Origin of the sequence: Paenibacillus sp. FSL R5-0517 (assembly GCF_037974355.1) — a bacterium.
GTDB lineage: Bacteria > Bacillota > Bacilli > Paenibacillales > Paenibacillaceae > Paenibacillus.
Map to the genome: position 1 here is coordinate 5,785,225 of NZ_CP150235.1, position 12,207 is coordinate 5,797,431.

The 12,207-nt window shown below is 44.6% G+C and carries 11 protein-coding genes and 15 tRNA genes; 1 reads left to right on the top strand and 25 read right to left on the bottom strand.

Translation table 11 applies throughout. From position 1 onward, the window contains the following. Positions 1 to 95: 95 nt before the first annotated feature. The 9 genes from MKX40_RS25815 to MKX40_RS25855 all read right to left on the bottom strand — a co-directional run bounded on the left by MKX40_RS25815 (position 96) and on the right by MKX40_RS25855 (position 6,292). Positions 96 to 845 (bottom strand): YwmB family TATA-box binding protein, encoded by a 750-nt coding sequence (locus MKX40_RS25815; RefSeq protein ID WP_339237644.1) that lies wholly within the window; start codon positions 843 to 845, stop codon positions 96 to 98. Between the two features lie 408 nt (positions 846 to 1,253). Further along, positions 1,254 to 1,922 carry a response regulator transcription factor gene (locus MKX40_RS25820; protein ID WP_091020933.1) on the bottom strand — a complete coding sequence of 223 codons (669 nt, stop codon included), beginning with the start codon at positions 1,920 to 1,922 and terminating at the stop codon, positions 1,254 to 1,256. Beyond that, complete coding sequence (locus MKX40_RS25825; RefSeq protein WP_339237647.1) at positions 1,864 to 2,979, bottom strand: sensor histidine kinase; 1,116 nt, start codon at positions 2,977 to 2,979, stop codon at positions 1,864 to 1,866. The genes MKX40_RS25820 and MKX40_RS25825 overlap by 59 nt, the downstream gene beginning before the upstream one ends. A gap of 31 nt (positions 2,980 to 3,010) precedes the next feature. Then, positions 3,011 to 3,658: a cell wall-active antibiotics response protein LiaF gene (liaF, locus tag MKX40_RS25830; protein ID WP_339237649.1), complete on the bottom strand. Its 648-nt coding sequence runs from the start codon at positions 3,656 to 3,658 to the stop codon at positions 3,011 to 3,013. Positions 3,659 to 3,808: 150 nt separating this feature from the next. Then, positions 3,809 to 4,516, bottom strand: a complete 708-nt coding sequence (locus MKX40_RS25835) for a PspA/IM30 family protein (RefSeq protein WP_339237651.1) — start codon at positions 4,514 to 4,516, stop codon at positions 3,809 to 3,811. Position 4,517: 1 nt separating this feature from the next. After that, positions 4,518 to 5,021 carry a PspC domain-containing protein gene (locus MKX40_RS25840; protein WP_278298326.1) on the bottom strand — a complete coding sequence of 168 codons (504 nt, stop codon included), beginning with the start codon at positions 5,019 to 5,021 and terminating at the stop codon, positions 4,518 to 4,520. 17 nt (positions 5,022 to 5,038) lie between these two features. Then, positions 5,039 to 5,272, bottom strand: a complete 234-nt coding sequence (locus tag MKX40_RS25845) for a PspC domain-containing protein (protein ID WP_091020938.1) — start codon at positions 5,270 to 5,272, stop codon at positions 5,039 to 5,041. Positions 5,273 to 5,276: 4 nt separating this feature from the next. Further along, entirely contained in the window at positions 5,277 to 5,948 is a 672-nt protein-coding gene (locus MKX40_RS25850) for a PspA/IM30 family protein (protein ID WP_062838036.1), read from the bottom strand. Positions 5,949 to 5,983: 35 nt separating this feature from the next. Then, on the bottom strand, positions 5,984 to 6,292 hold the full coding sequence (locus tag MKX40_RS25855; RefSeq protein WP_339237657.1) for a hypothetical protein: 309 nt from the start codon (positions 6,290 to 6,292) through the stop codon (positions 5,984 to 5,986). Positions 6,293 to 6,850: 558 nt separating this feature from the next. Between MKX40_RS25855 and MKX40_RS25860 the strand changes: the two genes are divergently transcribed. Continuing rightward, positions 6,851 to 9,241, top strand: coding sequence for a helix-turn-helix domain-containing protein (locus MKX40_RS25860; RefSeq protein WP_339237659.1), 2,391 nt, complete (start codon positions 6,851 to 6,853; stop codon positions 9,239 to 9,241). A 354-nt stretch (positions 9,242 to 9,595) separates the two neighbouring features. On the opposite strand, the gene MKX40_RS25865 is transcribed toward MKX40_RS25860, so the two are convergent. The 16 genes from MKX40_RS25865 to MKX40_RS25940 form a co-directional block, all read right to left on the bottom strand. Further along, positions 9,596 to 10,522 carry a methyltransferase domain-containing protein gene (locus MKX40_RS25865; protein WP_339237661.1) on the bottom strand — a complete coding sequence of 309 codons (927 nt, stop codon included), beginning with the start codon at positions 10,520 to 10,522 and terminating at the stop codon, positions 9,596 to 9,598. Between the two features lie 164 nt (positions 10,523 to 10,686). Then, a tRNA-Leu gene (locus MKX40_RS25870) sits at positions 10,687 to 10,765 on the bottom strand. A gap of 6 nt (positions 10,766 to 10,771) precedes the next feature. Next, positions 10,772 to 10,845 (bottom strand) — tRNA-Cys (locus MKX40_RS25875). Between the two features lie 6 nt (positions 10,846 to 10,851). Then, positions 10,852 to 10,926: transfer RNA gene (locus MKX40_RS25880), tRNA-Gly, on the bottom strand. 4 nt (positions 10,927 to 10,930) lie between these two features. Next, positions 10,931 to 11,005, bottom strand: a tRNA-Gln gene (locus MKX40_RS25885). 22 nt (positions 11,006 to 11,027) lie between these two features. Next, a tRNA-His gene (locus MKX40_RS25890) sits at positions 11,028 to 11,100 on the bottom strand. A 30-nt stretch (positions 11,101 to 11,130) separates the two neighbouring features. Next, a tRNA-Trp gene (locus MKX40_RS25895) sits at positions 11,131 to 11,204 on the bottom strand. A gap of 6 nt (positions 11,205 to 11,210) precedes the next feature. Further along, positions 11,211 to 11,296: transfer RNA gene (locus tag MKX40_RS25900), tRNA-Tyr, on the bottom strand. Between the two features lie 9 nt (positions 11,297 to 11,305). Further along, positions 11,306 to 11,381 (bottom strand) — tRNA-Thr (locus tag MKX40_RS25905). Positions 11,382 to 11,401: 20 nt separating this feature from the next. Next, positions 11,402 to 11,477: transfer RNA gene (locus MKX40_RS25910), tRNA-Phe, on the bottom strand. Positions 11,478 to 11,572: 95 nt separating this feature from the next. Continuing rightward, positions 11,573 to 11,650: transfer RNA gene (locus MKX40_RS25915), tRNA-Asp, on the bottom strand. A 25-nt stretch (positions 11,651 to 11,675) separates the two neighbouring features. Continuing rightward, positions 11,676 to 11,749: transfer RNA gene (locus MKX40_RS25920), tRNA-Met, on the bottom strand. A gap of 18 nt (positions 11,750 to 11,767) precedes the next feature. Further along, positions 11,768 to 11,843: transfer RNA gene (locus MKX40_RS25925), tRNA-Val, on the bottom strand. Between the two features lie 67 nt (positions 11,844 to 11,910). Next, positions 11,911 to 11,982, bottom strand: a tRNA-Glu gene (locus MKX40_RS25930). 9 nt (positions 11,983 to 11,991) lie between these two features. After that, positions 11,992 to 12,083, bottom strand: a tRNA-Ser gene (locus MKX40_RS25935). A 3-nt stretch (positions 12,084 to 12,086) separates the two neighbouring features. Further along, positions 12,087 to 12,162, bottom strand: a tRNA-Asn gene (locus MKX40_RS25940). Positions 12,163 to 12,207: the final 45 nt, after the last annotated feature.

Consider the following 12,207-nt stretch of genomic DNA (forward strand, 5'->3'; position numbering starts at 1 on the left):
TTTTAGCATATCAACTGAACGGATGCACTATTTCCAACTGATTTTTCTAGTAAAGATTCTCACTTCACTGTCTGAATAACTAGAAAATTCCAGCCTCAATACTCAATCGTAATCACCGGAAACCCCACTGTAATTCGATTGTGCATCTCATCACCAATCTGGTGAACTGCGAGCTGCATATTCAACATATGCGATCCACTCCTAATCGACAGGGGCAGTTCAGCCGCCTCATAAGAGACACTTGCGCTGGCTACATCCGTATAACGTTCAACGGAGGTGATATCCACCTTTGTGGACAGCTGTTCTTCGATCAGTTCCAGTTGCTGACTCGCATCATGTTCAGTAGCAGTACCTGCTGTACCTTGCACAGACATATTCCAGGTTGCCTTCATCCCTGAATCTACAAGTAGCTGACCGATCTGTTCATGTGCTGTCATGAATGTGTTCCGATCCGTGTGCGCATCCCCTGACAGTTGTACGATGGCGTAATAACCGTTGTCTCCTGACTCAACGACATTGACCAGTACACCTGCTTCTCCAGTAGCTTCATTAACAACCCCCTCACTGCGATACACACTATGGCCCGTCTGGCGAACCCGTACTGGTTGTTCCAGCCCCAAGTGATTAGCCAATAATACAGCCTGCGCTTGTGCATCTCCCCGGCCTTCTCCTTGCCATTTAATAACCAGACGATCCACATTATCAATCACGCTGTCAGCAGTATAGATTAACTGTTCCAGTTGGGCTGCTTGGGATTCGTTCTTCTCTGCATATACCTGTGTCACACTGATAAGAATAATGATAGCCATTGCCAATATACCTGCTGTCATCCAACGATTTAACATTTGAATCCCCCGTTCCTTCTTGCATTCTATGAATCTATCAAAAGCATGCCCCTTTCCCACATCAGCTATACTTCGTTCAAAGACATCAAAAAAAAGCCCCACCCACCACTTACATGGCAGATCAGAGCTTTCCATTCAAACTTTTCTATCTAAATTGAACTCATCAATATTTACACTAGCCACTCCGATGACAGAACACCCTTCCAATCGCTGTTATCCCCAGATTTTTTGATTCCATTTATAAATATTAAATCCGGGGATAAAGGCAAGTGTATGCTTTCGAAGTAGCTTTCTTTCAGAAAGCTTTTGCTTCGCTTCTTCAGGTTCTTTCTGTCCTCTTATCTATTACTTCCGTACATTACTGCACGGTTCTTTGGCTTAATTATGTGATTGCATATATTCTTGTTATTACTCTGCAAGTCCGTTTTTATAAGCATAGATCGCGGCCTGTGTACGGTCGTCTACGCCCAATTTGGCCAGTAAATTCGTGACGTGAAACTTGACTGTCTTAATGCCGATGATCAGGTCATCTGCGATGTCCTGATTCGACTTGCCTTTGGCCAGCAACCGGAGCACATCCATCTCACGGTCCGTCAATTCATCATGCAAAGGAGCTGCTGCCTGTGGCTGTCGGAATCGATTCATCATTTTGGAAGCCACCTGTGACTCCAGAACGGATTGCCCGCGTGCTGCTGCGCGAATTGCATCTGCCACTTCATTGGCTCTTGATGTTTTTAACAGATAACTGAATGCGCCTGCTTCAATGACAGGATACATTTTTTCATCATCCAGGTAACTCGTCAAGACGATGACTTTGCACTCCGGATACATTTTAAGTACCTGACGTGTAGCCTCGATGCCATCCATACCTTCCATCACCAGGTCCATCAGAACAACATCAGGCTTATATTCCTGCGCAAGCCGAATACCTTCTTCTCCACTGCCTGCTTCACCAACAACTTCAATTCCATCTTCGGTATCCAGTACCGCTGCCAGACCAATACGTACCATCTCATGATCATCCACGAGCAATACTTTGATCGACGTTTCCGTCTCCGTTTCGACTTCCGGTTCCATTGACATGTTCTTCCTCACTTTCATCGTTCATCAAAGGTATCGTAATCTCAATCCGCGTTCCCTTACCAGGCGCTGTTACAAATTGTATGGCTCCACCAATCTCCGTAACACGTTCACGCATGTTAGCCAGACCGTAGGAGGCTTGTTTATTCTCATCCAGATCAAAGCCTTGCCCATCATCACGAATCAGTACCCGAATCGCATCTGTGCGGCGCTGGAGCCGTATCTCCATTTTTTCCGCTTTTGCATGCCGTAACGTATTGGACATAGCCTCCTGAACGATCCGAAACAGATGATTCTCGATGCCTTTGATGAGATCGATGTCTTCATCTATTTCGAGCACAATATCCATGGGGACTTTCGTTTTCAGTTCCATCACCAGATCACGCAGACCTTGTTCGAGTTGTTTGCCCTCCAGATAGACTGGCCGCAGATGTAACAATAACGCACGCATCTCGGATTGTGCTACCGAAGCCATCTCTTCAATCAAAGCCACCTGGCGCTGAGCACGTTCAAAATCCTTCTCCATCTTCCGTCCAACGGCCGTTGCTGTCATAGATATCGCGAACAATTGCTGCGATACCGCATCATGCAGTTCCCGTGCCAGTCGCTGCCGCTCTTCCACAATAGCCGTAATTCTGGCTTGTTCAGCAAGCTGTGCATTATGAGTAGACAATCGCTGGAGCGAAGATACCTGATCTTCCCACTTTTTGCCGATTCGTCCGAGTTGCTCACTTAAACGGCCCACATCATCATCGCCCAGATCAGGTACAGTGCGTGATAGAGAGCCCTTCTCCCACAGTAGAAGAGTTTCCCGCAGTAGTTCTAGCCGACGTTTAACCCGATAACTCTGATAGAACCCAAAGACCGCTCCAATCCCAATCAGAAGCAGCAATAAGGCAAGACCCGATTGAATCAGATGACTCCAGCCTTTAAACGGAGCAAGATAACCATATGTATACAATACATACAAAATAACAGCAAGGACAATGAAAACCAGGAGGATCCCTTCACCCATACTTCGGGTTACCATGTCGGTATGTCGTTTTGTCTTCATCGGGGTCTCCTCCTTCTCTTCATCTATTTTACTACGGATTACTTATGCTTAGGTCGCCAACAATATAAGAAATAACAAATTTTGCTTTATGTTCACTGGATTCATAACCAGGAGTTCTCCATACTAATTTGTTCATCATGCCGCTATCTTGTTCACCATGAAGATTAATTCGGCCGAAAAGAACCGATGCTTCAATCTCAACACCATAATCTTCTGGCAGCGTAAGGCGAACATTCCCCATAACGCCTTGCAGCAACACGATTGTTTGTTTCTCCTCCGGAATCGAAAGAGACAGATCGGCGTTAACTTCACCCATGGCATGCCACAGACTCATACTCCGTAACGTCCAGGATGATTGATCCCAGTAGTACCGGGCCATGAAATTCTGTTTTTTCATAACTGCTTCGTCCAGGTGAATCTTTTTGTTTTTTGAATAAAAATAAGCTAAAGAAGCCAGTACAATCAAAAATACAATCATTAAATTATCCAGCAATAACAGTGCCGCACCAATGCCAAGATACCGATAACCTTTCCGAGTATCTCCTTTGCGGACCTGAAGCATTCCAACCGTTAACAGAATTAGTGCGGCAGCGGTCAGCAAGTTAATATTCTGATTTAATAACATCATTGTGCCAATAATAATAATGACAACTGCTAGCCATTTACTCTTCTTATTCATCCCCGCCGCACCTCCTCTGTAAGTTTATCTTTCTTTATTCAACGGAAAAGCCATACCAGGCAATGAAGTCCTGTATGGCTTAACTTTTGTTCTACCAACCGTACATTATACACGATTTATAGAATATCATATTGTCCACGGGGCGAACAGTTATTCTTTTGAAGTTCCGTTCGCTTCATTCTTGGAACCACTGCCCATTTTGTTTTTGAGGGCTTGTAATTGCTGATCCACTTTGAACTGTTTTTCCACATCTACAGGGTTCGTATACGTGGATGATGTGTTGCGATAAGGTGCACGAGCTACGTCCGCTTCAGCTTCCAGTTGCATGATTTTCTCTTCCATGCGGTGGAATCCTAGTGATGCGCCACCACTTTCAATGGAATGCAGGCTGTTAATGGAAGACATTTGTTTTTTGGCTTTTGCCATTTGTGCACGGGATACGAGTTCATTACGTTTGTTACGCATTTTGTAGAACTCATCTTTCATATCATGCAACTGTTGCAACAGGTCTTTTGCTTGTGCTTCGGACTGTGCATGCAGTTCATTGTACTCCGTAATTTTTTGATCAAAGTAGATTTTCTCTTCAAGCAATTTGCGTGCCACTTCTTCCTGACCGTTGGCCAGAGCAGCTTCTGCTTGGGACTCACGTTGTACCGAAGTACGCTCTGCTTCGTCCAGACGTTGTTTCATGCGACGCTCATTCGCCATTTGTTTGGCAACTGTTACCTCTGCCTCATGAATCTCAGCCTCCATATCACGCAAGTACTGGTTCAACATTACAATCGGGTCCTCTACCTTATCCAACATATCATTTACCGATGCTTTCGTCATATCCTTAATCCGTTTAAATACTCCCATTTTACTTTTCTCCCTTCTCGTAACGAGATAATTTTTGGCGAAGCTCTTCAACTTCTTTTTTCAGTGCTTTTTTCTCGATATCTTTCATCATGGAATCAAGTTCACTTTCTTGTGGTGCACCTGCTCCGTAGGCATTGTTGTCATAAGAACGCGGACCGGATTGAGGTCTGCTGTTGTATCCAGGGCCGGGACCGAAGTTACCAGGACCTTGTTGATTGTGATTATTTTGAAAAGGACCTCTTGGCGGCTGATGATCATAGTTGTTGTATCCTCTGCCAGGACCAGGGCCCGGGCCGTAACCATACGGATCATAAGGCGGATACGGTTCCTTTGGCACCACCAGTGCTGCAATAAAGTATATTAACAACGACGTGCCGCCAGTTACGAAGATACTGATGACGAAGATGATACGCAGCAGGGTGGAATCCATTCCAATACTTTCGGAAATTCCGCCGCACAAGCCGGTTAACATCCGGTCACGCGTTGAGCGGTATAATTTGCTCATGTTCTTGCTCCTTTCGTTTACTTGTACCCTCTTACGTTGGGATCATAAGCATATGGATCAACGTGGTTGGATTCCTTTGGTACCACCAATGCAGCGATGAAGTAGATCAACAATGAAGTACCTCCCGTAGCAAAAATACTGATGAAGAAAATGATACGCAGCAGCGTGGTGCTCAATCCGAGATTTTCAGAAATGCCGCCGATCAAACCTGTTAGCATTCGATTACGCGCCGAGCGGTATAATTTATTCATGTGACTACTCCTTTCTGTCATTGTTCAATTTCTGTCTTAAGCGCTCCAGTTCCTTATCCAGTGTGGAGGATGACATGCTGCCAGTTACTCCTGAACCATCTTGGCCCATTCGCCGGATATCCCGGAGACTTTGTGCTTCATATTCGAGATCAGAGACTTGGTCATCCAGTCGGTTAAACATACGGGGTACATTCTGACCGTTGTGATTGCCTCTCTGGTTCATACGTTGTTGTAACTGAATCGTCTGCATACGAGCGTAGTAATATTGGCGTTTGCTGTATACATTCTGATATTCAACTTTGAGCTGGTCGATCTGTTCATCTAGCTCCTGTAATGCCGCATAACTTTGTGCATACAATTCATTGTACTGTTCCATTTTTTCCTCGTGGAGAATTTTCTCCTGCAAGGCCAGCTTAGCGAGATGCTCTTCTCCTGCTTTTAGAGCCATGGACGCTTGTTCTTCCCGTTTGTTCACCATACCTGCTGCCTGATCGGCTTGTTGTTTCATTTGTCTGGTATGACTTGCATATTGATGACGAAGTTTCTCGGCTTCACCGATGTCTTGGCGGGTCGAGACCAGGAACTGATCAATCAGTTTGACTGGATCCTGACTTTGCTCCAAATGTTCGTTTAGATTGGCTACGGTAATATCCCGCATTCGACGAAATACACTCATTATGTTCTGTCCCTCCTTTTCATAATCGTGAAAGCTTAGTACCGGCGATGACGACCGCGGTTATTGCTTAGCATTGAGATACCGAAGATGATTAACCCGATCGCGATGATCGGTCCGATCAACCATGCCAGTTTTCCCATCAGTGAGATGATACCGATGATAAGAACGATCCATCCGAGCATCACATTTCCTCGCTTGACTCCGTAGTACCCCAGTGCAATCATCAGGACCGGAATCAGATAACCCATTAAGTGTCCAAGAAGTGGAGTTAACTTTCCGAAGAGGAGTAGTGCACCCAGTGCAATCAATACAATCGCCCAGCCATTTCCCTTATTCAATCTCATAATTGTTGTTCACCGCCCTTTCCATTCATTCATTTTAATGTGTTGAGTCATTTGTTCGTTTGTTTCTTGTTTTTTTGTTTCCGTGTTTCTTGTTTAACCTTATGTCCTTATTCTAGGGGAATTTGAGACTTTTCAAAACAGACCGTGGACGGTTTTTCATCCTAGACTCAGGTCGGGGATCTAGTTGGACCTTTGACTGTCCCTATATAAGACCAACGTTCCGCCCATGCTGAACAGCACTCAGGATACCTTCTATATCTCCGTATTCAGGCTACCTTTTACCCGAAATGAACCTGTAGAGAGAATGATGTCCATGTTTCTATTTACGTTCTCACTGCTATTACGTTTCTTATGATTCCGTTTAGAAGAGTCGGACCAAGCCGTTCCTATAGTCTTTTCTGCAAGATCATCCATCAGCAATCCCTTAACTCTGTTTCTATGCCCCTTTAAAAAATTACTTTTTTATCCAAATAAACAAATTTTAGATTGTTCTATATGTAAGCGTTTACTAAAATAGAAAGTGTTACTATTACTTATGTCAGGAGTGGAACTGGAACTGTGCGACCAATCAGCTATCTCCACAAAATGATTATCTTCGGAATCCTGTTAAGCACCCTGCCCATTTTGTTAACGGGAATTGCTGCATTTATCTATTCATCGAACCAATCTGAACTGCATCGTACGCAGGCCAACAGACAGTTGCTGGAACAAATGCAAGCCAACGTAGAGCACAAACTCGCTACAGTCAGTTATATGCTTGATCAGGCCGTCCGCTCTCCAGTAACCCTCAGGTCCCTGTCTGCTTCTTCTTCACTACAAGGGAAAGGACCTTTACTTGCCGACAAGCTGCAGAGCGAGTTTCAACATATGAGGTCATGGGAACCTCTGCTGGATATTAGCCTGGTGAACCAATCACAGAATTGGCTTATTGATCACGCCGGATTATATCGTAATACGGGTTTTCCACTGGCTCTTCCCATGAAGGAATTGATATCGGATACGCTAACCTCTGGGTGGCAGCTCTCCCCTTCATCGGTGTTCAGTAATGACGAGCGTTCACCCGGTACAGGCTGTATTTATCATATTGCCCTTGCGAGAACTATTCCGAATCTGAATACGTCTTCCGATGCTGCCCTCATTGCCGGAATTCCTGCATGCTCTTTGCAAAATACATTTGGAGAAGTCTCCTTAGGCAATACTGCCTCAGGACTGATCATTTTGAATCGGGAACATCGTATCTTGGTTCATCCCGATCCTGTATACATTGGACAACCGTTGTCAGCCATTGGATTACAGGATCGGGATACCGAAGCCAACATAACCAAACTATCACCCATTCCATTTTCAACAGGCTTTGAAAAACGAGAAGTTAAGATCGCGGGTACACCTTATTCCCTGACGTATAGCCCTACTACCTTAAAAGGATGGACTTATGTTCTAATCTCACCTACGAACGTTCTGACACAAGAATATATCGATATTGGATTACACACTTTGTATATAAGTCTCTTTCTGCTTTTACTTTCATTATTGCTTGCCTGGCTCGGTTCCAAACGAATGCTTGTCCCGATTCGGAAGCTCTTAACCCAACTTGGTGACAACAGGCTGTCCAAAGACGGAGGCACCTTCACTCAGCAACCAACTGAGCTGTCTGATGAGTTCGAACAGATTAGAGCAGGTGTGTCACAATTATCTGCATCTCGCTCCCAACTGGAGAACACACTCAATAAGCATCTTTTACAGATTCGCACTCATCTTATGATGAATCTGTTCCAGGGTAAAATCTCTGTTCATACTCTTCATGACACCCTGCATGAATATGGCTTCACGCGTCAGCTTCGGGAATGGCAACAAATTGCTGTTATCACACTACAGGCCGATCTCGTTAATCATACAAAATATAGTGCTAATGATCGTGACCTCCTGTTATTCGCTATTCAAAATATATTAGAGGAAACGGTGGTGCATGACCAACAATTGCTTCCCATTGTTATGGAACAAACGGTAGTCACGGTGATTGGCACTGTTGAAGAGGATCAATTTGTTTTTTCACAGCAGCTATATGTATTAACAGACCAGTTACAACAACAAATTAATAAAATTCTAGCTCTTCAAGTTAGCATAGGCTTCAGCCAACCGCATAACTCCTTATACCACATTCCTCAGGCTTATTTAGAGGCAATGGAGGCACTGAAGCATCGGATGAAGCTTGGCCCAGGTATTATCTTTCAGTATGAGAACATTGATCATTATGCTTCCACTTGGTCCATGACCTACCCAGAATCATTGGAATATTTGTTGATCCAAGCTATTCAAAGTGCGGATGAAGTCCAGGCACCTACTCTTCTGCAACAAATTCTTGAAGTGATCTTTGGTATGGAGTGTTCCCCAGAAGAATATCAGGTGGCTCTTACGAGGCTGCTCACGCATATTTTGCAGATGACTCAGGATTCCGGCATACGTCTCGGGCAGATCTCACAAGGCCGTGGATCGATGTTTCATGAGCTTCATCGTTTGCAGTACGCTGCTGAAGTTGAGGAATGGTTTAACCATCAAGTCATCTTGCCCGTCATTCAGGTTTTTAAAGCGAGACAGGTTGCCCAATATCAGCATATATCAGAGAAAATGATTGCCATGATTCATCAAGATTATGATAAGGATCTGACGCTTGAGCAGTGTGCCTTGAAGCTTCACTACAATGCCAACTACTTAAGTAGTGTTTTTCGTAAAGAGACAGGCTGTTCATTTAGTGAATATTTAACCAAGTACCGATTTAACATCGCTAAAAAATGGCTGGACGAAAGTGATCTAACCGTTAAAGATATCGCAGCGCGACTTAGGTACAACAATCCGCAAAATTTCATTCGGTCATTTCGTAAATGGGAAGGAATCACCCCCGGTCAGTATCGTGAGCGTAAGCAGAATGCAGAACTATGCAGCAGGAAGTAAACTACGTGTTTCGTTTCGTGTCTCGTGTCGAGTTTCAGGCTTAGTTTTTACCGTGGTCTCGATATTGGATTTAAGTATTCCTTTAGCCCATATGTAGTTCATTGATTAAGCTTTATAGGCTCAAGTAATCGAGGACTTGGATCAATGCACTTTAATTTTTAATTAAAAAAAAGAGGGAGCAACGCTCCTGCTCTCTCTTGTAATAACTTATAACTTACCTTCAAACTTCATCTGTTTCACATATACATCTTCTTGTGTGCCAGCGTGAGGCTTCCTAGCGTCATCTCAGACGTTAGACCACGTTGTTTCTCCCGATTGCTGGTTCTCCTTGAACACATAACAAGCCTATACGATTTATCGCTTATCCTTAATATGAACTGTTTTCATGTTTGGCTGTTCAAGTTGGATCAGAATCTTCCCGAACCTTGCTCCACGTGAGAAGGTCACCGTACGATCCTTGTATGTATCTTGGATGTATTTCTCAGCCAGACTAAGAGAATCTTCATCCGATGGTAACTCATACGTATTAAGCAATTCTGGCAGCTTGTCGATAATCTCTTCCACTGGTACTTCAAATGAGTTAACTTCTCTCGTAATGATCATAGTGTATGAATAACCCTTTAAATACAGTAACTGTTGAATATATCCCATATCACCGGCCTTGTATGTAGAAGTTACCCCCAGTACATCCTTAAGTTCATCCATTAATGTGTGTTCCTTCTGTCCAGCCATAGTGCTTATATACACATACTTCCGGGCACAGTTGATCGCCTGCTCGATCGTTTCCCAATCTGACATTGCCGGACACATGGATGCAAATGCAAAGTCATATTTCTTCTCCCAGCCCTTATCTTCAATGGCGATTTCCTCATACCGTTCTTTAACGATTTCGATATTAGATTCAAGAGCTGTAGGTATCGTCTCTTTCATCAGGGAGACAAGCAACTCAGATGGTTCAACTGCAGTCACAATTGCTCCCTTCTCTGCAAAAGGAATGGTGAATATGCCCGAAGCAGCTCCAATGTCCAAAATGGATAATCCCTCGAACTCCACACCTTGGTTCTCAATCCAATTCATAATACGCTCGGAACGTTGCTTCCCTTCTTCAGAGAACGACTGTACATGATAATCCCTAGCCCATCGTTCAAATGCTTCTTCTGTATTAAATGGGGCGCTTTTCTTTTTATATTTTGGACTTCTCGGACGATTTTTCCATGCCTCTTCCCATACAGAAAGATTAAATAACAGATCGGTATCCGATACATTTTTTTCATTATTCACTTTGCTTCACTCCCTCTAAATTAAAGACTTTACTTATCTACAATATACTGAATATAATCATACGTCAATGTTTATTAAAGTCCAATATTCTTTACTGTACAAAAATCTGTATAAAATAAAATAGCCCTACACATTGCATAAGCAACATGTAGGGCTATTCAATATACCGGCGAGAGGACTCGAACCTCCACGGTTTCCCACTCGATTTTGAGTCGAGCGCGTCTGCCATTCCGCCACGCCGGCACATACTGGAGGCGCCACCCAGATTCGAACTGGGGATAAAGCTTTTGCAGAGCTGTGCCTTACCACTTGGCTATGGCGCCATATTTTGGAGCGGACGACGGGAATCGAACCCGCGACCCTCGCCTTGGCAAGGCGATGCTCTACCGCTGAGCCACGTCCGCATAATGGCTGGGGATATAGGATTTGAACCTATGCATGACGGAGTCAAAGTCCGTTGCCTTACCGCTTGGCTAATCCCCAATAAAAAATGAAAAAACAAAGGGGCGATCGAGGGGAATTGAACCCCCGAATGCCGGATCCACAAACCGGTGCGTTAACCACTTCGCCACGATCGCCACAAAAGGTTAAATTTCTTAAAAGTTAATTGGCAGGGGCAGCAGGAATTGAACCCACACCAACGGTTTTGGAGACCGTTGTTCTACCTTTAAACTATGCCCCTAAAAACTGGTGGAGGATGATGGATTCGAACCACCGAACCCGTACGGGAGCAGATTTACAGTCTGATGCGTTTGGCCACTTCGCTAATCCTCCAGGATTACATGGTGCCGGCGAGAGGACTTGAACCCCCAACCTACTGATTACAAGTCAGTTGCTCTACCAGTTGAGCTACACCGGCATATTAAATTGTTTTAAAAATGGTGGCTCGGGACGGAATCGAACCGCCGACACGAGGATTTTCAGTCCTCTGCTCTACCGACTGAGCTACCGAGCCATAATAAAGTCTAATCTTAATTCCTTACACTTTATATAGGGCATCAGTGCCATACAGCAGATGTAGTGAACAGTTTGCCTCATGTAAAGATTAAATGGCGGAACCGACGGGATTCGAACCCGCGATCTCCTGCGTGACAGGCAGGCATGTTAGGCCAACTACACCACGGTTCCATAGTACTTTCACAAGGAAAGTTAATTGCGGGGGCAGGATTTGAACCTGCGGCCTTCGGGTTATGAGCCCGACGAGCTACCGGGCTGCTCCACCCCGCGTCGTTAAAAAAAATATTATGGTGGAGGCTGAGGGGATCGAACCCCCGACCCTCTGCTTGTAAGGCAGATGCTCTCCCAGCTGAGCTAAGCCTCCGAACAACACATTTATGATCATATCATAATCTTGTTGTAAAAATCAACTTCTTTTTTTGAAGTTAATATGACCCGTAGGGGATTCGAACCCCTGTTACCTCCGTGAAAGGGAGGTGTCTTAACCCCTTGACCAACGGGCCTTGTTATTATGGCGGAGAGAGAGGGATTCGAACCCTCGAGACGCTTGTGACGCCTACACGATTTCCAATCGTGCTCCTTCGGCCAGCTCGGACACCTCTCCATATGGCTCCCCGAACAGGGCTCGAACCTGTGACAACTCGATTAACAGTCGAGTGCTCTACCAACTGAGCTATCAGGGAATATGCTTCAGAGTTGGTTCTCTGAAAACTAGATTCGAAACGAAA

Excerpts from the sequence above, each read along its gene's own strand:
- MKX40_RS25820 (WP_091020933.1), bottom strand. The coding sequence starts at position 1,922 with ATGGAACCGGAAGTCGAAACGGAGACGGAAACGTCGATCAAAGTATTG.
- liaF (WP_339237649.1), bottom strand. The coding sequence starts at position 3,658 with ATGAATAAGAAGAGTAAATGGCTAGCAGTTGTCATTATTATTATTGGC.
- MKX40_RS25835 (WP_339237651.1), bottom strand. The coding sequence starts at position 4,516 with ATGGGAGTATTTAAACGGATTAAGGATATGACGAAAGCATCGGTAAAT.
- MKX40_RS25825 (WP_339237647.1), bottom strand. The coding sequence starts at position 2,979 with ATGAAGACAAAACGACATACCGACATGGTAACCCGAAGTATGGGTGAA.
- MKX40_RS25850 (WP_062838036.1), bottom strand. The coding sequence starts at position 5,948 with ATGAGTGTATTTCGTCGAATGCGGGATATTACCGTAGCCAATCTAAAC.
- MKX40_RS25840 (WP_278298326.1), bottom strand. The coding sequence starts at position 5,021 with ATGAGCAAATTATACCGCTCAACGCGTGACCGGATGTTAACCGGCTTG.
- MKX40_RS25845 (WP_091020938.1), bottom strand. The coding sequence starts at position 5,272 with ATGAATAAATTATACCGCTCGGCGCGTAATCGAATGCTAACAGGTTTG.
- MKX40_RS25855 (WP_339237657.1), bottom strand. The coding sequence starts at position 6,292 with ATGAGATTGAATAAGGGAAATGGCTGGGCGATTGTATTGATTGCACTG.
- MKX40_RS25815 (WP_339237644.1), bottom strand. The coding sequence starts at position 845 with ATGTTAAATCGTTGGATGACAGCAGGTATATTGGCAATGGCTATCATT.